Raw genomic sequence first — 22,177 nt, forward strand, 5'->3', positions numbered from 1 at the left:
GTTGATTAGGTAACAATTATGAAAATACAGAAAAAACAAAATAAAAAAAATAAAGTATTGATTCTGATAGCTGTTATACTATTGTCTATAACAGGCTATGGCTTAATTTCCTATAAATTTAAGTTCTGGCCCTTCATCCATAATCAATTTAACGCGGTCACCGAGGAACAAAAAACAGCTGGTCAAGACATAAAAAAAAGATCATTAAATGATGCATCCAATAAGTCAGAAAAAGAGTCATCAGGTCAAAAATCTAAAACACTACAAGGAAGCGATCCTTCGCCAGAACCGACTCCATCATCCAACGGAAAAAAACCAACAGTTGGAGTAAGTATAACAACTACAACAGTCGATAAAGATTCAAACACACTTTATATCCGTAGTTTAATCCAAACTATATCATCAAGCGGAAGATGTACGTTATCAATGCGCAATACTAGCGGACAAACGTACTCCAATAGCGTAGAGCTGCAAGCTGGTCCAAGTACGTCTAGCTGTAAAGGATTTAACGTTCCGTTATCTCAATTGTCACCTGGAAAATGGACAATAAACATTCATTATGAAGACAACAACGTGACTGGAGATACTGAAGGAGAAATAACTATATGAAGAAATTAATATTAAAATTAGGCATACTTACGTCAATGTGCTTAGGAACGATATTATCTTCTACGCCAGCATCTGCAGTATTAAATGATTTTGACCCAGGCAATATTATGGATGATGCCGTAGCAACAAATTACGGATCCATGAGTGCAAACCAAATTCAGTCATTTTTAAATAGTAAAGTTCCCCAATGTGACACAAATGGCGCCAAACCAGCCAGTGAGTTTGGAAGACCCGATATAACTCACGCTCAGTATGCCGCATCGAAAGGGTGGCATAGCCCTCCATATACCTGTCTCCGTGATTATAAAACAAAAGATGGAAGAAGCGCTACTCAATTAATCTTTGATATCTCTCAAAAATATCATGTAAACCCACAGCTTTTAATAGTTTTGCTCCAAAAAGAGCAAGCCCTAGTTACTGACACGTGGCCAACTCGTGGGCAATTCAAAAGCGCAACTGGCTATGGATGTCCAGACACCGCCGCGTGTGATAGTAAATATTTTGGTCTAGAAAACCAACTAGAGTGGGCAGCGAAACACTTTCACTACATAATAACACGTAATCCTAATTGGTTTTCACCATATACAACAGGCGTAAATTTCGTTCAATGGAGTCCAAATGCTGCTTGCGGAGGATCTAATGTAAATATTCAGAATTGGACAACCGCCGCTCTTTATAGTTATACACCATATCAACCAAATGCCGCTGCTATGTCATCTGGGTATGGCGTAGGTGATGGGTGTAGCGCCTATGGTAATCGTAACTTTTATAATTACTTTACAGACTGGTTTGGAGATACTAGATCAAGCAGCTCATTCTCTTGTAAAAACGGACAGAATATACCTAACGTAGAAACTGGCGCTAGAATTATACCAACTAGGATAAATGGAAATAATGATACCTTAACTATATCTGTCCCTAATAATACTGGCAGTAAATGTGCCGAAATGCACACATGGGCCAATAGTAACTTACAGGCATGGTCTCAGCATACAGCGACAAACTCATACACCTTTAATCAGCAGTACAGCAAGGTTATATCAAGGAAGGTTAATAGCAAAAATACTGTATTAACAAAGGTTGACTATAATGGAACTGCAAGTGGTAGAGTAGAGTTTCATACGTGGACTCAAGATGGATTGCGTTGGCTAGCTCACACCGCAACATCTGCCGGACCTATTGATCCGCTATTTTCTGAAGTTATAACAGCAGATACTGATGGCGATGGGAATGACGAATATTATCTGATTAATTATGAGCAGACTAATTCTGGCATGATTGAAGTGCATGGTTGGAATAATAATGGAACTAGTTGGTTTAGGCACACAGCAACAAGCCACCCTTCAGCTAGCATGAACACAGGAAGAGTTATTGCGGCAGATCTTGATGGAGATAAAAAAGATGAATTCATATATGTTAAATACGACAATACTACGAGCGGTCTTATCGAATTTCACGTATGGGATTCTTCATTAAAAAACTGGGTACGTCACACCGCAAGTAATTACCCAGAATCTGGCTATGTGATAGGATCAAACGACATAGTAGCAGCCGACTTGCAAGGAAGAGGAAAAGATACCATCTATTATGTCAAATACAGGGGTACAACCAATAACACCGTCGAAGTACACGGGTGGGGCGACGGTCAACAATCATGGGCTAGCCACATATCTACATCATCAGGAGTATACTAAGCATAATAACTCGTATATCTTTACATCGTAAATAATATAAATAACCGCGATAGTAAGTTGTACTGTCGCGGTTATTTAATAATTAATTGTTAACGTTATTCGGGTAACCTATATCCCGGACCAAATTGCTCAAAATTATCATTATAGAATGGATCCCTCTTCAAGTATTCACCCCATCTCTTACGCATCTCTTTTTGAGCGCTCTCCAGTTCACTGGTATCTCTCTCACTCGTGTTTATGCGACCAACACTCTTAGATTCATAATGGAATAACTCTGCGTATGGAGTGTAGACATTATAATAGCCTTCTTTGCGTAATTTAAGGTTAAGATCTACATCGTTATACGTTATACGAAGTTTATTATCAAACCCGCCCACCTTGTTGAACTTATCACGACTAATCATACAACAAGCACCAGTTACTGCCGATACATTACGAATATTGGCGGTATAAATATACGTAAATATATCTGTACGCTCATCTTGACCATAAAACGGATGGAATGCGATATCTCTTTCAGATAAGACTATTCCAGCATGCTGTATTGTCTTATCCTCAAATATAAGTTTAGGTCCAACCATTCCTATTTCTGGACGCTGAGCATGCTCAAGCAATGACTGAATCCAGTCGTGAGTAATAACCTCCGTGTCATTATTAAGGAATAGTAGATATTCTCCACTAGAATTATTTACACCATAGTTACATGCATCTGAAAAATTGAATTTCTTCTTGTATTTAATAACATGCACATTGCTATTATTATCTATCAATTTTTCATAAAAATCATTTACTCGAGAATCTATAGATCCCGTATCTACAATTATTATTTCAAAATATGGATACGAAGTATTTTCAATAATTGAATCTATGCACTTTTTTATATATCTAAAATTATCCTTGGTTGGTATGATAATTGACACCAACGGGTTTGTCGGAATTACATATTTTTTACGCCAAAATCCTAACGCAACATGAGAATCTATATAAGCATTTTCTCCTCTTTGTCTCACACTACTACGAAGGACATTCTTTTGATTTATATAAGCATATGGTTTACTATCAGCATTCATAGCAGTAGATGTCTCAGATTTACGCCAATGATATAAAATTTTCGGAATATGATAAATATTATTAGTTTTAGCAGAAATCTTCAAAAATAAATCCCAATCTTGCGCGCCATGTGTTCCGACAGTGAATCCATTAACACTTCTAATCATACCTGCCTTTATGGTAGCAAAATGCGTTACCATGTTGCATGAATTCATAAAATCAGGACTCCAGTCAGGTTTAAAAAATGGTTCTATATGAATACCGTCACTATCGATCTTGTCTTCATCCGTATAAATAAGATCTACGTCAGGATTTTTATTTATAACATCAACCACTTCAAACAAGGCGTTGGGAGGTAAAATGTCATCATGATCGAGTAATGATATATAGTCACCCTTAGCCATCGAAAGAGCTGTATTAGATGACTTTGATATATGACCATTTTCTTTACGAAATGTAGCCTTAATATTATTATACTTTTCTACATATTCATTTATAACACTCTTTGTTTGATCGCTAGTAGAATTATCATCAGAAATACACAACTCCCAGTTGTCATAACTCTGAGATAAGACAGAGTCAATACAGCTACGCAGATATACTGGATTTGTATTATATGTCGGCAACAAAATACTAATCAATGGACGTTGCTTAAATTCCTTAGAACATTTTCTTTGTAACTTAAGTTGCTCATCGGTGACTTTATGCTTATCAAACCATTTAATATAATCTTCATATCGTTTCTTATTAATAAATCTACGATCGCGGAACAACTTTACTTGTTCACTGCCGTACGACGGATGTAATGCTGCTCTAATAACAAATTTAGTACTCTTTATAATCTTATTTTTCATCTGAGTTTATCCCCTCTTCTTTACACTCCACTTTCCCATTATTCTCATTGGACCATCACGAAAATCATCCTTACCTGTAATAATAAACGAAAATGCTCGTGGCAAATGTTTAATTATGCCATCATCAGCCCTGCGGTGCAATGACATATGAATATCATATTTGCCAGGATTAAAGCCATCCAAACTCTGATTGAAATTAATCCTTCTATTGTTTTGTATAAAGTCACTAGGAGTGTCTCTACAGTTGCGATCAGCAAATACAAACCCTCCGTACACAAAGGATATATTCACAAAAGCATCTTCAGTAATACCATCTACAGTCACACCAATATCAATCGAGTCTTCTTGTGTAAAATTTTTTTTACTAGGTATATCAACAGACATACTAACTGAATCGTCATGAGATTCTTCTTCTGCACTAGTAACCGCATCCATATTAACCTCCGTATATATATCGGCAATTTCCTGAGGTGATCCAATATGTTTTATCGTTCCATTTTCTATATACATAGCTCTCGAGCAAAATCTGCGCACGGCGTTCATATCATGCGTCACAAAAACCACAGTCTGATTACTACGTTTAACTTTTTCAAAATAATCAAAACACTTCTGCTGAAAAGCCGCGTCCCCTACAGCCAACACTTCATCAAGCATTAAAATATCACCACGAGCTTTAATAGCTACAGAGAAAGCTAATCTAACCTGCATCCCTGATGAGTAATTCTTAAGCTTCTCTTCCATAAAATCTGCCAACTCAGAGAATTCAACAATATCATCATACATCAGCTCCATCTCTTTATGACTAAATCCCAGTAAAGCTCCATTTAAAAATACATTTTCTCTACCTGTTAATTCTGGATTAAAACCAACACCCAGCTCGATAAATGGGACAAGAGATCCATTTACTCGTACTGAACCCTCCGTCGGAGAATAGATTTGAGCTATAGACTTCAATAAAGTACTCTTACCTGAACCATTTTTACCCACTATTCCAAAAAATTCACCCTTTTTAATATCAAAAGATATATTTTTTAATGGCGTAAATTCCCTGTAGCCTTTTTTGCCTTTAATATAATTAATAGTCTTCTGTTTAATCCCGTTACTAGACTCTGTTGGTATCTTAAAAGTCTTAGTAAGAGAGTTAACTTCTATAGCTACGTCCTTCATATATCCTAAATCTCCTCCGCAAATGTCTTTGACTGCTTCTTAAAATACCAAACCGCAAATAGAACCACTATAGCTATAGCTAAAAACGGCACAGACATCATTAGCGGACTTAATCTATTCCACATAATCATCGTATCTTTAGTTATAAGCACATATCTACTATCTTGAATAATTTGTGCAACAGGATTAAGAAATAACATATCAACAGCAAAATTGCTCTTCTGTGAAACCATCTGCATTGGATAAATAACAGGGGTAGCGTAAAATGCAGCCTGAGTAAATACCTCCCATAGATATCCAGTATCTCGCGACTTAACATTAAGGGCGGACAAGAAAAAAGCCACCCCTAAAGCAAATATATACAGTTCAATTATTAGTGGTACGATTAATAGCGACATCCATGATAATTGAACTCCATTTACTAACACAAATAAAAGCACCACTATCATATTAAATAGTAAATTTATCAATGATGATACAGTGCCAGAAATTACAACAATATACTTAGGAAAATTAATCTTTCTGAGTAGGTCACCTCGACCTACTATAGAGTTTAGACCTTGATTAGTTGCTTCTACGAAGAAGTTCCATAAAATTATCCCCAGTAATAAATACACTGGAAAATGTTCTATATTCCTTCCTACTCCTAAAAATTTATCAAAAACTACATACAATATCGAAAATAGAAAAAGCGGCTTAAGAACACTCCATACATATCCGAGAGCAGAACCCTGATATCTCAATTTAAAATCCGTAATAACTAACTCTCTTAAGAGAATCCTGTTTTTCCTATTAAAAACTTCTAGCCACTTCATAATATACATCACCTATTATACAATACAAAAAGAACATTATGAATAGACTTGCAATTATAGTTCTTAACTGGAACGGATCCGACGACGCCATAGAGTGTGTTGATTCATTAATAAAACAAACCCTAAAACCTACTATTGTTATAGTAGATAATAATAGTAGCGACAATTCTGTTGCCATATTTGAAGAATATATATCGTCGCACAAAAAAGAAAAAATTATTTTGCTCAAAAACTCAGACAATCTAGGATTCGCGGGAGGAATTAATACAGGATTAATCTACGCCCTAAAAAACAACTTTGAATATATTGGAGTGCTTAATCCGGATGCGATAGCTGATAAAAACTGGTGCAAATCTCTCATTTATCAATTATCAAAATACCCAGAATGCGGGATTGCGACTGGAATCTTACAAAGACGTAATAGTAAAACTCTTGACACAACTGGAGATTTTTACACAACGTGGGGACTTCCTGGACCAAGAAACCGTGATGAGCCCATAAAAAACGCACCAACTAAGCCTGGAGAAGTATTTGGTGCGACTGGCGGCGGGGCTATTTATCGTGCAAAAATATTTGATGATATAGATATGTTTGATGAAGATTTCTTCATGTATTATGAAGATGTCGATTTAAGTTTTCGGGCGCAATTAGCCGGCTGGAAAGTTCGCTTCACACCCAAGGCTATCGCTTATCATAAAGTCGGCGCTAGTAGTAAAAAAGTCCCCGGATTAGCTGTTTATAATACTTTCAAAAACTTACCATTAGTCTTCATTAAAAATGTTCCGGGTAAATTATTTTGGTATATTGGTGTACGATTTTTGCTGACATATTGGTTGATTTTTGCCAGCGCAATTCGTCACGGCAACGGTTGGTCTGCATTCAAGGGTGCTTTAGCATCAATTATTCACAAACCAGCAGCTTATAAAAAACGTCTTCATATCCAAAAAAATCGTAAGGTTTCCGTCGACTATATTCATAATATTATCCACGATGGACCACTGCCAAATCAAACTGGTTTATTAAAATTTAAGCATTTTTTCAGAATAAAATAATATATTTAATATCATGAAAACCATCACCCTTCTCATTCCTGTCTACAATGAAGAATCCGTTTTACCACAATTATTTAAGCGCTTGGACGAATTTACAAAAAACACGCCCAACTATCAATTTGAATTTCTATTCATAAACGACGGCAACACCGATAAATCTTTTTCAATCATAGCCGAGCAATCAAAAAAAGATTCTCGAATTAGCTACATAAATCTATCGCGAAACTTCGGTAAGGAAATTGCCATGATAGCTGGAATTGACCACGTAAAAAGTGACGCTCTGGTGATTATCGATGCAGATTTGCAAGACCCGCCGGAGCTCATCCAGGAAATGATTTCACATTGGGAAGATGGTTACGATGACGTCTATGCTCGCCGCAACAACCGACAAGGCGAAACCTGGCTGAAGAAAAAAACCAGCCAATGGTATTACAGAATATTACAGAAATCGACCAACATCCCCATTCAGGTCGACACTGGAGATTTTCGCTTACTGGACCGCCGATGCATTGAGGCTTTGCAAAAATTCCGTGAATCTCAGCGCAATACAAAGGCAATTTTCAGCTGGATTGGCTATAAGAAAAAAGAGATATTTTATAATCGCGACCCCAGATTAGCTGGTCAAACCAAATGGAATTACCGGAAACTGCTTAACTTAGCAATCGACGGAATTACCAGCTTTACTACCGCACCGCTACGCATGGCAACTATTTTTGGATTCATTGTTTCGTTTATTGCTTTTGTTTGGATAATCTATCTTTTAGTTCGCCCTTTGTTCGGAGTCTCCACCGGAGCTGGCTATTCTTCCTTAATGGCAGTCATCTTATTCCTCGGGGGAGTTCAGTTATTATCTCTGGGCATAATTGGCGAATATGTAGGACGGATATTTATTGAAACAAAAAATAGACCATTATATTTAATAGAGGAGTATCATGCAGGAAATATTAAAAAAACACGCCGATAAATTAAGATTTCTTATCGTTGGTAGTACTAATACAATACTAGATTTTGGCATACTTTTTAGCCTAACAATCTTCTTAAATATCCCAAAAGAGTTTGCTAATTTCATATCAACATTCGTTGCCTTTTTGTTCTCATTTTTTGCAAATAAAAAATATACTTTCAAGTCAACATCCCAAAACTTGAAAAAACAATTTCTTTTATTCGCCGCAGTTACACTATTTGGTTTATGGGTAATTCAGACAATTATTATCGCTATTATCACACCTATATTCATAAACTTTGGACTAAATAAATCACTCGCTCTATTAATTAGCAAGCTAGCCGCCACAGTAGTCAGCCTCGTTTGGAATTACGTTCTATACTCCAGAATAGTCTTTAAGGATGCTAAGAACTCTTCTGACTAATAATCAGACGTCGTTCGCGACCTTCACCTTCAGAATGCGTATCAATATCGCTATATTCACCAGCCAAGTGATGCACCGTCCAGCGATCAGCAGCATTCAAATCCACCACCTTTGACTCGCCAGTTCGTCGAACTTCCTCAATCCAACCACGCGCCTTTTCGGCAATTTTTTCAGCGTGCTGCTTTTTATAGTCCGCAATGTCCAAATTCACCCGAACAGTTGACGCTTCTTTATGATGAAGCGCTGTCGACAAAAGATTCTGAATACTACGCAATGTTTCTGCATTTCTACCGATTAAAATACTGCTTCGCTCGCTATGCGGAATTGAAGCCACAACAATTCCATCTTCGATTTTTACTGAAACTTCCAGGTTCAAGTCAAAGAACGTTAGCAAATCCTCTAAATATTTTTTTACAAATTCAACCGTTTCAATTTGGTCCATAAATCCTCCTTAATCCTTAGCCTTGATCCGAGTTATCCTAGCCTCTGTAGCCTTTTTAACACGTTTATCGATTTTTGTCGATGCTTTAGATTTTTTATTTGCAATTTCTTGCATTTCTTTAGAGTCTTGCTTGAAGATAATATAATTCTGGAGATATCCCACGGCGCTAGCTGTCGTCAAATAAAGCGCCAAAGCCGCCGGCAAATATACAATCACAAAGAACATCATTATCGGCATAAATTTCATCATTTTTCGCGTCATAATGGCATTTACTTCTGCCTGATCCGCCTCTTTTCCATCGCCAGCCTCAGCTAGAATATCTCGCAATTTACGGCTGCTGTCGGATTGAGGTGACAATTGTTTTGAAGTTAAATATTGCAAATACGCCGCAACTGCTGCCAAAATAACCAGGCCAATAACAATTCCATTCTTTGATATTGCGTGTTGCGTCAAATCTATAATTCCCAGGAAATTCTGATTAAATTGATCCGGGTTATTCACCAAATTATTAGCAACCGGCAGGTTTTTCATAAAATCATAAACATATTTTCCTAAGTCGGCGCGGCTAGAAACGAAAATCTGCACCACTCGATACATCGCAATCAAAATTGGTAGCTGAATAATCATAACGCCAATTGAGCCAAAGGCACTGACGTTGTGTTTTTTATAAAGCTCCACCATCGCCAAGTTACGCATTTGTGGATTTTTCGCGTACTGTTTTTTGATCTTCACTAGCTCTGGCTGCATCTTACGCATTGCCTTTGCTTGATGAAGCTGCTTCTTAATTAGCGGCCAAAGTAAAAGTCTTACAATAATCGTAAAGATAATGACGCTAACACCAAAATCCGGAATCAGACTATAAATAGCCATTAGCAAATTTAAAATCGGTCGAACGATAAACTCATCAAAAAAACTCATGCCTTAATTATAGCAAAAAATTGCCTATTTATACAGTTGAGCTTGAGAGAAAAGATTCTTTATTGTCTGCTTCAAGTCTTTATGCGGCATCGATAAAACTTCCGCCGAAAATATAATAACAGCCACGTCTTGGTCATTTTTCATATTAGGAAGTTCCAAGCGAATAATTTCATAAACACGTCGACGTATACGATTCCGACGCACCGCTGATTTTAGGACTTTTTTACTAACAACAACCGCAAACCTACTGTGATTTCGATACGGGTTTTTCACATATTTTATCGTGGCTATGGACGAACGAACCGCTTGTCCATTTTTATAGACAAACTTAAGGCTGCCATGACCATGAAACCGATTACATTGTTGTAACATATTTTACAATTATATCAAAAAATCCCGCCTTCATCGACGGGATAATTTTTAGCTATTAATTAAATAGCAATTTTAGCGCGGCCCTTTAGGCGGCGGCGCTTCAAAACCATCCTACCAGCCTTGGTAGAAACTCGTGCCCTAAAACCGTGCGTCTTTGCACGGTGTCGGGTGTGTGGTTGAAATGTTCGCTTTGGCATATCAACAAATAGTATATATTCTTTCAGTACTTTTTGCAAGTCGACAATGACTTTTCCACTATCGACGTATATTTTTCCACAGTTTTAACAGATGAGAATTTTAATTGTGGAAAACTCCACCCCTGTTTTGAATAGTAACATTTCTACTCCGTTCATACTTGTGGAAAACTCCTTATATTTGCTATAGTAAAGACAGTTAACAGAATTTGAGGGAGTAATTTTCGTGGATAGTCATGCGGTTTGGCAGGGTGTTTTAGGTGAGATTGAAGTAACTGTGTCGTCTTCGTCGTTTACTGCGTGGTTCAAAAATACCAAATTGGAAATAATCTCCGACAAAGAAGTTCTTATAATTGCGCCGAATATTTTTGCTAGAACTCAACTTGAAAAGCGATTTCACCCGCAAATATTAGAGGCCTTGGCTCACAATGGTATTAATGCTCCGTCTATTTCTTATAACGTCGAATCTAGTAATAAAAAACCGCGCGTTAATCGTGAAGTTGATAAAAGTGGACAAAAAGAACCAGCAAAGCCATTAATTCTGCCATCAAGGAAATCTCACTCTAGTAATCTTAATCCCAGGTATACCTTTGATAATTTCATCGTCGGTTCAAGCAATGATTTGGCCTATGCCGCTTGCCAAGCGGTCGCCGCACATCCAGGAGAAAAATATAATCCGCTCTATCTTTACGGAGGTTCTGGACTTGGTAAAACTCACTTAATGCAAGCTGCTGGTAACGAGATAGTTAAAAAACAACCTTCGGCGCGCGTGCTTTACATTACTACGGAAACGTTTGTTAATGAGTTTCTGGATTCTATTCGTTTCAAGAAAAAAGGTTTTTCTGATAAATATCGCAATGTCGATGTATTGATTGTCGATGATATGCAATTTATCGCTGGGAAAGAAAAAACTCAGGACGAATTTTTCCATACATTTAACGATCTTCATCAGAACAATAAGCAAATCATCATTAGTTCAGATAAACCGCCAAAAAGCATTCCTACTTTAACCGATCGTTTGCGTAGTCGATTTGAATGGGGTATGGCAATTGATATTCAGATGCCCGATTATGAAACTCGTTGCGCTATCGTTAAAGCAAAAGCCGAGCTCAGTAACACTGAACTAGATTCTGATGTTGTAGAATATCTGGCGACCAACTTTAAGACGAACATTCGCGAACTGGAAGGCGCTTTGAATCGACTGCTTGCTTATGCGGAAATGCAGAATTTCACTCCTGATTTAGCGGCAGCTGAAGGAATTTTGGGAGATATTAAACGCAATAGACCGCAACATATAACCGCCAAACAAATAATTGATAAGACAGCGCGCTATTATAATATTGACGTAAAAGATATGTGCTCATCCAGACGAGATAAATTTATTGCCATGCCAAGACAAATTGCGATGTTCCTTCTGCGTAGTGAACTGAAAATGAGTTTTCCGAAAATTGCCCAAGAGCTTGGACGAAAAGACCACACGACCGCTATGCATTCAATTGAAAAAATTACTAAAGAAAGCCTTACTAACGTCAGTATTCGCGAACAAATTAACGACATTAAGGATAAATTATATGTTCATTAATTGTGGAAAAGCTGTGCAGATATTGTGTTTTTGCGGTGACTTACTAACACACAGATATGTGGAAAGAAAATGACAAGTCAGCAGACAGTGGAATAATATACAAATATCCACTATAAAGTCCACAAATAGCACACAGGGTTTTCCACCTATTTTATCGCCACTTTACCCCTGTTTGAACACATTTTTTACCCAGTTTCCACAGCACCTATTACTATTAAGACTAATTAAAAATTAAGGAAAGTATAATGAAAGTATCAGTCACCCAAGAAAAACTTGCAAAAGCACTTAATCTAATCAAAGATATCGCATCAAGTCGCAATGAACTACCGATATTGAACAATATTTTACTTCGTACTGATGGAGGAAGATTATTGATTGCTGGAACAAATTTGGAAATTGCTTCTACGCAATATATTGGCGCGAAAATTGAAGATCATGGATCTATTACAATCCCTGCTCGATTGGTGTCAGAATTCATTACAAACTTACCAAGTGGTCCAGTGAAACTTGAAACTAAAAACGAACATTTGCATATAACTTCAGGAAAATTCTCATCAGTTATCAACGGCGTGGTGGCTGATGAATATCCTGAGCTGCCTACAATTGACGAAAAGATCGCTATGCAATATGAAATTGACGTTGAGGATCTTAAGAAAGCCATAGTCCAAACAAAGTTGGCTGTCAGCTCTGACGTTACGCGAGCGGTGCTCACGGGAGTTTATTGGCATAATTATGAAGGGTCATTGTATCTGGCTGCTACTGATGGCTACAGGTTAGCAGAAAAGCGTCTGATAAAGTCGGATAATGAAGTTTCAGCTATTATTCCCGCTTCTACTCTGGCGGAAGTCAGTAAGAGCGTCGGCGACGAGAAGAAAATTACGGTTCTTTTTGACGATTCTCAAGTTTGTTTTAAGACGGGAGATATGGAAATTGTCAGTCGATTGATTGACGGGAAATTCCCTGATTATCGTCAATTAATTCCATCAACTGCTGAAACTGAGATTGTTATTAAGAAGTCTGATTTTAGTCGAGTTACGAAAATTGCGGCGTTATTTGCGCGTGAATCTGGCGGTGGAATTACAATTACCGCGTCAGAGGAGAATTCTCTGCTTTCTATCCATTCGATTGCGTCTGAGCTTGGCGAGAATACTTCAGAGGCAACAGCCAAAATATCCGCAGACGGTCAAGTAACGCTTAATTCACGTTACCTAACGGAGGTTTTGAATATTATTGACGCAGATGAAATCGTATTTTCGTTCAATGGTAAATTGTCGCCGTGTGTAATTCGCGAGCAAGTAAAAAATCCTGATTATACACACATTATTATGCCGCTTAAGAGTTAGTAGAAAACGGAGATAATCTAGAGGCTGTTTCTGATAAAATATCTTCCGGTATATCTTTAGTGTTGTATATAGTATTGATTATTTGTGGTTTAGTTTTAATCACCCATTTGTTATTTTCTTTCTTCAGAATAACAGTATAGATATCACCGGAATTTCTATCTATAACACCTCTCTGATAACTGGCCGCATACCAGTCTGCGTCATTTCCTAGAATAATTTCTTTCTGGAGAATGAAAGACGATCTTAACTCTGGATATTTGGCAAATAATACCTCTGAAATATCACTTCTGTATTCATTTATTTTACTAGACATGAATTTTTGGCTATATTCAGTTTTTATAGATATATTTTCATCCGATCCTTTTACGGCAAATTCCGTGGAATTCTCATTGATAGAACCAGATTTAGATGATGTTTTTATTATGTATTTGCCGTCTGATAACTGTATCTTAGAATTACCGTTTATCGACGTAATTTTGGAAGTGCTTTTGCCTGTGTTGCGATATATTTTCGCTGATAGGTTTTCCTTATCGAAAGTTATAGATATAGTATGTGTTGGCTGGATGAACATAATCGCTAGCAATATTAACGTTAATATTGCTAATGTAATGCTACCGATGATAATATTCCTTCGATTCATAATTACTCCGTAAATGTATTAGCGTAGTTCCTAAATGTGATATTTAGTTTTGACGGGTCAAATCCCTGCTCTTTAATCTTATTGAGAGCAGCATTTCTATATCCTTCTATAGTATCGATTTCTACGATAACTCCATTCTTATGATTGGGGTCTGCTTTATATCCAATTGAATAAATTAAGTTTTTTATTGGTAATTTTTTAATTATAGGATTGGCGTCTTCTAGGTTTTTTTGTTCATTAGTAAGTTCGTCTGTTGTAGCCCTGTCTATTTCTGACGTTTTAGACGAAGACTGTAATTCTTTAATAGCTTTCTCTGTCGTGGGCATGAGCGTAAAAATTATCCTTAACGGATTGCCCTTCTTTACTTCAACATTAATATTCTCATCTTTAAAACCGCTTCTTGATGCTTTAAAATCGTATGTTCCTGGTTTTAAATATACGACTTGCGAGCCGATAAATTTTTGATTACCTGTAGTAATTTCAGCCTTATCAGGTGAGGTCAGTAGGTAAACTGGAGTGGTGTCATGTCTATTTACGTAAGTTATAATGCCATATACTAATGTACTGGCTGATAATAATATTAATATACTGCTAATTGCTTTTTTATTCATCATTTCTTCCTAAACCAAGTTACGCCTGGTGATGTTAAGCTTTCACCGCCTGCCTTTGGGGCGTATTCGCACTGTGAAGCAGATGCTATGTTTGAGTCAAATCCGTCTATACTACCAACATAAACAAATGTGTGTCCTTTACTGTGAGCAACGTCCCCAGGTTTAAGGTCCGCTACGTTGATTGAACTACCATTACCGAGAGTTTGCCAGTTAGCCTCTGCCCATGCCCTTTGTACGATAGTCGGTCCAGCTTTGCCGTTTTCACCTCCATAGTTGTAATTCTTGTCAAATCCACTGTCATTTAGTATTGTTGTCACAAAGGCACCACAGTCTACGCCACCTCCAAGACAAGAATCTCCAATGTATCTGTTCTCACTTTTTGCCTTTTCTATAGCTTCCGCGTATTCAGGTTTTTTATCTGTACGTACAGTTTTTTCTGGCCAGGCATAACGTTTGACGTAGTCAATAAAGTTGCCGCCGCCACTTGACGAAGAGCATCCTCCTCCACTTCCGCCTGTACCATTAAATCTTTCATAGATTTTTTGTGCAGCGGTACCGCGTATATTTTTAACCTGCTCTTTTGTCATAGCTGATTTTTCAAAATCGTCATGCCAAAAAACAGTGGCGTCATCAACTGTTTTCAGGGTTTTTAATAATTCCCATGAGTTCGAAGCAGTGCCAAATCCAGAAGCTGTAACCGGCCTTTCTGTCCCCTCTTGCACTAAATACTCCAATTCGAAGATTAATAGTTTATCGTTGTCTTCTACCGGAATAGAATCGACCATACCCTTATCATTAGGCGCACCGCCATACTCTTGGTTATAATACTTTTTTAATTCAGATGGTATTTTGTTAGCTATCTGTGTTCGCCTTCCGAACGTCCATTGAGCAAGACCCCAGCCTCCAGACTCCCATCCTTGACCTACCTCATGCCTAGTAGGGCTAAATCCTGACTCTGCTTGAATATTAGCCATCACGCCAGCTGTTTGTTCGGCGCTTAATCCTGCGTTACGTAGATATCCCCAAATCTTTTCTTGGTTATCAGATCCTGACACTCCATTAGAAGACGATCCAGAGCAAGTTGTTGAATCATTTCCTTTATACCAAAGAATATCGTTTGTTACATATGAATCGGGATATCCTGCCGCCAAAGATACTGGCTGCATAGTAATAGCGAAAGATATAGCAAAGCAAAGAGTGATAGATAACTTTTTATACATCAGATCGGTTCCTTTTATATTCGTTTATAATATCTGTGGGAACACCAATACTTTTTAAGGCGTCTGGAGATTTTCTATCATTAACACCTGTTATGACCGAATTATTTCTTAGAATTGCATACGAGTCATAAGTAGATTTGATTTTCTCGCTATAAATTTCTAAAGTAACCAACTTGAATTCGCCCTGCTCTTTTACTATTGAATACTTTTTTAATTCACGATTACCGTAGGTGCTGGAAGTAGAGTTTAGTAATTCAGTGATAACTTTTTGCTCTGACGATTGCTCATGGATATTATTTTGGCTGCTTGGATTTTCATTGGTGTCTTGAGATGATAACAGAATGGTAGTATATTGATTGCTGTCAGGATTTTTAATAATAAGGAAGGTTGCCATAATACTTATTAAAAATAATACGAATGATATTAGTATAACTTTATTTTCTTTATCCATTAGACCTTCCTCGCGTACTCCCAGTGCCAAGCTTCTGATTTTTTAGTCCCTGGTTCAGCCCAAGCTGGATGCACATACCCATATTTATGAGCGTTAGCCTTTAACCACTTATACACAGAAGAATCAAATCCTCCAACATTAATGTCTACGGCTAGCCCCCAACCGTGATTTGATTGACATGGAGGATAGTCTGCTGCGTTGCCGCCTTGATATAGAGGGTTTCCAGGAGTCGCATAAGCAGCCTGTGTTGCACAATCCCGATACGCTTCATTAATGGTTAAGTCAGATCCGTTATCGGCTTTATATGCTTTATTCATTTCTTCCATGGCCACTGCAGCTTTCTTATTCATTTTATTGCTTGGCGAGAAAGATAGAGTTTGCAATTCTGAATCTGGAATTTCTCCGTTACTATGGCCTCCCCATCCGTCTTGTTGTGCTTCTTCTAATTGCGGTTCACCAACTGCCCCACCATTGTCTGGAGCTTTAGCTGTGGTTGAAGGAGCGTCTTCTTCGTCGTCTTCACCGTTAATCGACTGTGCGATCTGGAAGTCAATTAGTAATACCGACATAGCAGAAAGTTTTCTGTCATCGTATTGCTTAGCGGAATTTTCAGCTCCGAAAGATTCGCTAGTAACATCTTTACCTTCTGCGTCTTTATAAGTAGCACTTGTAGTAGTTGTCGCCGCTTGTTTTGAATTTGTCGGTGCTACACATCCGCCACTATTAAACCAGTAATTCCCGCTACTTGCGTCACTACAATCTTCAATGAAATCATAAAGAGGTGTATCTTTAACTATATATCCATTATTCATGAGATCGGATATATCTGCACCATCTGGAATGTCCATATCTTTCTGTATCCATCCTTCATCTTCGGCAATCTGTATAGCTTCCTCTACCGACATATTATCCTGGCTTTTAGTTATACCCGTACATGGTAACCCTGCTAAATTTATAGCCGGATCTTCGGATGACCCACTTCCCATATAAAAGTCTTTTGCGTATCCGCAATATTTATCAGAATACATACCGCTTGCTGCTTTTGCAGTGGATGAATAAGACAACGCCATAGAAGGTAATCTGAGAATATTAGATAGCATTGCTACTGGAGTTTTACTGTAAGTTCCATTAGCTATCATCATATTGCCCATATTATGGAATATACTACCTAAGAATGTATATTTACTGGATATATCAAATGGACTTAAGGAGGCGATATCCATTTCTTTTTGGAACTCTTCATTCGCTATTTGGATTCCATTGAATTCTGCTAATTGGCTCATTTTAAGCCCTGGTAGCATCTGCCCCATAGATCCGCTTGCAAAGAACGCCGCCGCTCCAACACCAAGTGAGTCGCCTAAATCCTTATATTGAGCATTATTTGGTACAAGAAATTTCTTTGCTAGTTCTTCAAGAATTGTTTTAACTTGGTCGCCTACCGCTACCTCTGCTACCTTTGTAACTATTGCACCGAGAGTTTGGCTTCCTGCCCAAGTTAACAATTTAGGCCATCCACCGGCGGCGGCGGTAGCTACACCCTCTATAGCCATAAAAGTGTACATTGTAATTGGGCTAAGTATAAAGTCACATGCTCCTTGAGTAGCACCTTTAAGGTCATTTATTTTGCGAATTATGGGATTTGTAACTATTGAATATCCTGGCACATAATTTTTAGCAATTCCTGGCTTGTCATTATTGACACCCATTGCTGCAAGGAGAAATGGAGAATCCAGAGCTGACCCTTCGGTGTTTTCAGAATCTTTCATTTTACCCCTTTGAGTAAGCATGTCGCCTATAGTTTCCATCGTTTCTTGAGAGAACCCACTGCCTGTAGATTCGGCAGCTGAAGCCTTCTGACCTAATAATAATGCTGCGGCAGGTTGACTGTCTAACCCAGAAGCTTTAGCCTGCGATCCGGGAGATAGTATTACATCCATAACTAAGCCAAGTAGAGGAGCTAGCTGAACTGCAGTAACTCCTGCTGCGATAATATTTGGAATTTTTACAGCTAAGCAATAACCGGCAGCAATAGTGTAGGCTAGTGCTCCTTTTTTTAATTTGCCTCCCATCTTATTAATTCCGGTCTTAACGTTATTGATGGCTGTGCTGTTATTAAATTTTGGCATCCTCTCTCGGAATTTTTTTACCCTCTCTGTTACTTTAAGTTTTTTATCGATTTTTGACATCGCATTATTTCTTTTAAGGCTGAACTTATTGTAGAGCTTACTCATATGCTTTCCTGTCCAGGCACGGAAACGCATTTTCAACAGACCTGTTCTTCCGTAGACTTTACTGGCAATTTTACGATTCTCTTTCTTCAGTAATTCGTCTTTTAATTTTGATGCTTCAATAGGTTTTCCGCCGTTTACTCCTTCTATCTTCCAATGGGTTGGATTTTTTTCTGGGTAACCGGTTCTCTTTAGCTTCATTTCGTTTCCATTGGCGTCAACCGGAGTTAGACCAGATTTCTTAAGTTTATTGAGAGCTCTATTAGAGAATCGCCCTGTTTTACAGCGTATCTTTTTGTTTTTGCAGATTCCTGCATCACCACTAGCTTCGACCATGTTATTCATGACTTTTTTCGCGCGGGATTCTTTAACAATTGAGGCGGAGTCGTTTTTCCAGGTGAAATTCTCCATAATATTTTGTATCATCGTAGCTGAACTGGCAATCATTCCCAGTATTGCGCTGATTATACTTAATATAATAGAAATTATTGCAATTGGTCCGCGTTTTTTCAGCAAAGACTTGAATGTTACTGGACTTTTCTTTTTTCCCACAGACGGCTGATAAAAACCGTTGCCCGGAACGGAAGATTCTTGGTTATTAACGGCAGCGCTGGCGGAATCGTTTTGGTTAGGATTCAAGTCCGAATCTTTATTGTCAAACTGAGATTCAAGATCATTAATGGCGTCTCTTTCCCGATTGCTTAGTTCCGATCCGCTATCGACGTCGGCTGCGATTTGATCAAATTGAGCCTGCTCAGCAGGATTTAATCTGCTGTCAGTTTCGGAATCCGTCGTGTAATCAACTCGTGCCATATTTTCTCGCTATTTTTCTACACCGCTCCGTAGCCGCCGATTGGTGAATCTGACGGTTTTATTTGTTGCGATACGGGATTTGTATTGATCAAATTATATTCGGTATCGCTAGCCTGAATCTGAATGTGAACGTGATTTTGTCCAGCAAAGAATAATCCTTGCCCAACTGGGAAATTGGCTAGTCGCTTCTGCTCTTCATCTGTCAATTTGAACACTTGCGCCAAAACGTCAACGGCGCTGGCGGACTGTTTCAAAAGTAGCTGCATTGAGGAGTTGGAAACGATTGCTCGCCCCATTTTACTTCCAACGAAGTCTTCCACGTCCTGCGTGATTGTCGTTAGTCCTAATTGATATTTGCGGGCGCGCTTGGCTAACGAGAATAAGAAATTGGCAGAATCGTCATACTTCATCAATTGCCAAGCCTCGTCAACAATCAACATACGTTTCCTCTGGTCGGTACGCGTAATATTCCAGATGTGATTCAGAACAATATACATCGCCGTTGGTCGCAGCTCATCTTCCAAGTCGCGAATGTTAAAGACAACCATATTATTATTAATATCAATATTACTCTGTTGCGAGAATATTCCAGCAAAAGTTCCAGAGGTAAATTTGCGAAGTCGCTGAGCCAGACTTGGGCCAGTTCCGCCCATATGAAGCAAAGTGTCGTATAAGTCGGAAATCGTAGGTGGCGTAGAATTGTGTGTTAGTGGATCCGAAGTAATACCGACGCGTGCGTAAGTGTCGATTAATGCTTGATCAATGTCGGCCTCTTCCGCTGGTGATAGTCCTGCTACGACTTGCCCGCCAGCCCCTACTCCTGCGCCGCCCAGCATTTGCCTGAGTAGTCCATGTAGTGTAACTAAGTTAGCACGTAGTGCGTCATCTGCCTCATCAGTATCAATAACACGCGGCAAATCGAACGGATTAATCCTCGTGTCGCTACTTAAGCTCAATCGAATATAACTGCCACCAACCGCGTCGCATAGTTTTTGGTACTCGTTTTCTGGGTCAATAATCACAATATCAGCACCGACCATCATACTTCTTAAAGCTTCCAACTTAACGGTAAATGATTTACCAGCACCAGACTTAGCGAACACGACCATATTGGCGTTTTCCAGAGAGAACCTGTCAAAAATCACCAAGCCATTATTATGCATATTAATTCCGTAAAGTACGCCCTTATTGTCCGTCAAATCAGCTGAAGTGAATGGAAAGCTGGTTGAAATTGCGCCAGTATTCATGTTGCGGCGAATCTGTAGCTCATCAGTCAATTGTGGAATAGAGCTATTCAATCCCTGCTCCTGCTGGCTGGAAGCCACTTTTGAGAACACCAATTGCTGACCAAAAATAGTTTCAATTTTATGCTGGATAAAATTCAATTCGTCCAAGCTGTCGGCGTAAAGCGTAATATATAAGCCGTAGCGGAAGAACTTTTCGGCACCAATCTGCAATTGATCGCGCAATTCTTCGGCGTCTTGCAAAGCTGCTTCCAAGCCTGGGTCGCGCACCTTTCCCTTTTCCATGTTTATATTCATGGTTGCTTCCAGCTGGGTAACTTTTTTACGCAGGTTATTCAGGACAATTTGTGTATCGACTGGATAAATAAACATACTAATATCCAGCACTTCATCGATGTTAATGATTGAACTAAGCCAGCCGGTGTAGATTTGGCGAGGATAGCCATAAACATACATCGTGCGGCCATATTTTGAGCCAAGTCGGAAATGGTCGGAATGAAGCTCAATACTACTTGGCGCGATAAAATCACGCAAAGTTCGAACACCAGTTAAGAAGGCTTGTTCGACTTCGGCTTGCTCCCTTGCTCGTTGCTGAGCAGCAATATCAACGGCATCTAATTTCTTCTTTGCCATTATGACCTTCCTCCTCTCGGTGATGGACCAGTTCCCTTAGTTACGTAAGTGGTCGTAAGCTCGCTTGGATCAATGTCCTCTAACGATTCACGTGACGACGTGTCGGGATTATATGAAGTGTAGAACAACTCACCCAATTGTCTGGTGTTTAATTGCCAACTTTTTACGCCCATTTGGAATAGTCCGTTCATAACCGAATCAATGCGGTTTTTAATTTCATCTTTGGCTTTGGTATAGGTAACTTGGTCAATTTTTGTTACGGTTGCCTCTTTTTTTCCACTAAAGAAACTATTGAACAATCCCTTAGTTTGCTGCTTGAAGGCATTTTCCTCGCCAGCTGGATAATATGGAACGACAACATAAAAACTCTTATCCATAATGTTTGCCTCTTGTGCCAGAATGTCAATGAAATCCATATAATCGTCCATTAGGACGTTGAGAAGCATATTATCTTGATTGCGGCGAATTTCAGCCAATCTGTCCAGATACGGACCAATGTCCACGCGGCGTGAACGGATAAGAACCTGAATTGGGAAATATAGAGAGTTGATGAAGTTTTGATAGCTAAACTCAATTCCCTCTCTTTCGCGTGAACTCATAAGGTCGAAGTTAATTGATTCGCATTCCACTACCGCCCGAAAACTGCCATCGCTCATAATGATCATATTTTCGCGCATTTCAGAGAAAAGCAGTGTATTCTGGGTGCTAATTGGTCCTTTTTGCTTCTTGTCGTCAGGGGTCTTATCTGGGTATGGTGTGGCTGGATTTGGTCCCGAACCAATTGCCCCTGATGGCTGCTGAGAGACACCAGGAAGAGCCGCATTGGTTTGCGGAACCTGCTGATAAGATTGTTGATTTTGTAACTCTGGTTGCATAAA

21 protein-coding genes are annotated in these 22,177 nt (G+C 38.6%); 7 read left to right on the forward strand and 14 right to left on the reverse strand.

From position 1 onward, the window contains the following. The first annotated feature begins 18 nt into the window (after positions 1-18). Positions 19-609 carry a hypothetical protein gene (locus LRM47_RS02325; protein WP_243816699.1) on the forward strand — a complete coding sequence of 197 codons (591 nt, stop codon included), beginning with the start codon at positions 19-21 and terminating at the stop codon, positions 607-609. Next, positions 606-2,303, forward strand: a complete 1,698-nt coding sequence (locus LRM47_RS02330) for an FG-GAP repeat domain-containing protein (RefSeq protein WP_243816698.1) — start codon at positions 606-608, stop codon at positions 2,301-2,303. Before LRM47_RS02325 ends, LRM47_RS02330 begins: the two co-directional genes overlap by 4 nt. Before the next feature lie 95 nt (positions 2,304-2,398). On the opposite strand, the gene LRM47_RS02335 is transcribed toward LRM47_RS02330, so the two are convergent. Genes LRM47_RS02335 through LRM47_RS02345 form a run of 3 tightly spaced genes read right to left on the reverse strand, consistent with a single transcriptional unit; the run spans position 2,399 to position 6,189 of the window. Further along, positions 2,399-4,207 carry a glycosyltransferase family 2 protein gene (locus LRM47_RS02335; protein WP_243816697.1) on the reverse strand — a complete coding sequence of 603 codons (1,809 nt, stop codon included), beginning with the start codon at positions 4,205-4,207 and terminating at the stop codon, positions 2,399-2,401. A gap of 6 nt (positions 4,208-4,213) precedes the next feature. Continuing rightward, a complete protein-coding gene (locus tag LRM47_RS02340) occupies positions 4,214-5,374 on the reverse strand; it encodes an ABC transporter ATP-binding protein (protein ID WP_243816696.1) in 1,161 nt (386 codons plus the stop codon). A gap of 5 nt (positions 5,375-5,379) precedes the next feature. Beyond that, entirely contained in the window at positions 5,380-6,189 is an 810-nt protein-coding gene (locus LRM47_RS02345; protein WP_243816695.1) for an ABC transporter permease, read from the reverse strand. 38 nt (positions 6,190-6,227) lie between these two features. Between LRM47_RS02345 and LRM47_RS02350 the strand changes: the two genes are divergently transcribed. Genes LRM47_RS02350 through LRM47_RS04190 form a run of 3 tightly spaced genes read left to right on the forward strand, consistent with a single transcriptional unit; the run spans position 6,228 to position 8,608 of the window. Continuing rightward, on the forward strand, positions 6,228-7,241 hold the full coding sequence (locus tag LRM47_RS02350; protein WP_243816694.1) for a glycosyltransferase family 2 protein: 1,014 nt from the start codon (positions 6,228-6,230) through the stop codon (positions 7,239-7,241). Between the two features lie 13 nt (positions 7,242-7,254). Next, positions 7,255-8,205: a glycosyltransferase family 2 protein gene (locus LRM47_RS02355; protein WP_243816693.1), complete on the forward strand. Its 951-nt coding sequence runs from the start codon at positions 7,255-7,257 to the stop codon at positions 8,203-8,205. Then, positions 8,174-8,608, forward strand: a complete 435-nt coding sequence (locus LRM47_RS04190; protein ID WP_353524826.1) for a GtrA family protein — start codon at positions 8,174-8,176, stop codon at positions 8,606-8,608. The genes LRM47_RS02355 and LRM47_RS04190 overlap by 32 nt, the downstream gene beginning before the upstream one ends. Here the strand turns inward: LRM47_RS04190 and LRM47_RS02360 are convergent. The 4 genes from LRM47_RS02360 to rpmH are packed head-to-tail and all read right to left on the reverse strand — an operon-like array spanning position 8,589 to position 10,537. Continuing rightward, on the reverse strand, positions 8,589-9,050 hold the full coding sequence (locus tag LRM47_RS02360; RefSeq protein ID WP_129636891.1) for a Jag family protein: 462 nt from the start codon (positions 9,048-9,050) through the stop codon (positions 8,589-8,591). The genes LRM47_RS04190 and LRM47_RS02360 overlap by 20 nt on opposite strands. 9 nt (positions 9,051-9,059) lie before the next feature. Then, positions 9,060-9,968, reverse strand: coding sequence for a YidC/Oxa1 family membrane protein insertase (locus LRM47_RS02365; protein WP_243822663.1), 909 nt, complete (start codon positions 9,966-9,968; stop codon positions 9,060-9,062). A gap of 24 nt (positions 9,969-9,992) precedes the next feature. Next, the gene (gene rnpA, locus LRM47_RS02370; protein ID WP_129631947.1) at positions 9,993-10,340 is read right to left on the reverse strand and encodes a ribonuclease P protein component; all 348 of its coding nucleotides are present in this window, start codon (positions 10,338-10,340) and stop codon (positions 9,993-9,995) included. A gap of 59 nt (positions 10,341-10,399) precedes the next feature. Next, positions 10,400-10,537 (reverse strand): 50S ribosomal protein L34, encoded by a 138-nt coding sequence (gene rpmH / locus LRM47_RS02375; protein ID WP_129635430.1) that lies wholly within the window; start codon positions 10,535-10,537, stop codon positions 10,400-10,402. A gap of 223 nt (positions 10,538-10,760) precedes the next feature. Between rpmH and dnaA the strand changes: the two genes are divergently transcribed. Beyond that, positions 10,761-12,116 carry a chromosomal replication initiator protein DnaA gene (gene dnaA, locus LRM47_RS02380; RefSeq protein WP_243822664.1) on the forward strand — a complete coding sequence of 452 codons (1,356 nt, stop codon included), beginning with the start codon at positions 10,761-10,763 and terminating at the stop codon, positions 12,114-12,116. A gap of 245 nt (positions 12,117-12,361) precedes the next feature. Next, positions 12,362-13,459, forward strand: coding sequence for a DNA polymerase III subunit beta (gene dnaN / locus LRM47_RS02385; protein ID WP_243822665.1), 1,098 nt, complete (start codon positions 12,362-12,364; stop codon positions 13,457-13,459). Here dnaN and LRM47_RS02390 read toward each other — a convergent pair. Genes LRM47_RS02390 through LRM47_RS02420 form a run of 7 tightly spaced genes read right to left on the reverse strand, consistent with a single transcriptional unit; the run spans position 13,449 to position 22,174 of the window. Further along, entirely contained in the window at positions 13,449-14,099 is a 651-nt protein-coding gene (locus LRM47_RS02390) for a hypothetical protein (protein WP_243822666.1), read from the reverse strand. The two genes, dnaN and LRM47_RS02390, sit on opposite strands and share 11 nt — an antisense overlap. Positions 14,100-14,101: 2 nt before the next feature. Further along, positions 14,102-14,710, reverse strand: coding sequence for a hypothetical protein (locus LRM47_RS02395; protein ID WP_243822667.1), 609 nt, complete (start codon positions 14,708-14,710; stop codon positions 14,102-14,104). Beyond that, positions 14,710-15,930, reverse strand: a complete 1,221-nt coding sequence (locus LRM47_RS02400) for a phage tail tip lysozyme (protein ID WP_243822668.1) — start codon at positions 15,928-15,930, stop codon at positions 14,710-14,712. Before LRM47_RS02400 ends, LRM47_RS02395 begins: the two co-directional genes overlap by 1 nt. After that, complete coding sequence (locus LRM47_RS02405) at positions 15,923-16,381, reverse strand: hypothetical protein (protein WP_243822669.1); 459 nt, start codon at positions 16,379-16,381, stop codon at positions 15,923-15,925. The genes LRM47_RS02400 and LRM47_RS02405 overlap by 8 nt, the downstream gene beginning before the upstream one ends. Then, positions 16,381-19,422 (reverse strand): M15 family metallopeptidase, encoded by a 3,042-nt coding sequence (locus LRM47_RS02410; protein ID WP_243822670.1) that lies wholly within the window; start codon positions 19,420-19,422, stop codon positions 16,381-16,383. The genes LRM47_RS02405 and LRM47_RS02410 overlap by 1 nt, the downstream gene beginning before the upstream one ends. Before the next feature lie 17 nt (positions 19,423-19,439). Next, positions 19,440-21,299, reverse strand: a complete 1,860-nt coding sequence (locus LRM47_RS02415) for a VirB4-like conjugal transfer ATPase, CD1110 family (RefSeq protein WP_129631974.1) — start codon at positions 21,297-21,299, stop codon at positions 19,440-19,442. After that, positions 21,299-22,174 carry a TraC-like domain-containing protein gene (locus LRM47_RS02420; RefSeq protein WP_243822671.1) on the reverse strand — a complete coding sequence of 292 codons (876 nt, stop codon included), beginning with the start codon at positions 22,172-22,174 and terminating at the stop codon, positions 21,299-21,301. The genes LRM47_RS02415 and LRM47_RS02420 overlap by 1 nt, the downstream gene beginning before the upstream one ends. Between the last annotated feature and the right edge of the window lie 3 nt (positions 22,175-22,177).

The sequence above is a fragment of the Candidatus Nanosynbacter sp. TM7-076 genome, from assembly GCF_022828325.1.
Classification (GTDB): domain Bacteria; phylum Patescibacteriota; class Saccharimonadia; order Saccharimonadales; family Saccharimonadaceae; genus Nanosynbacter.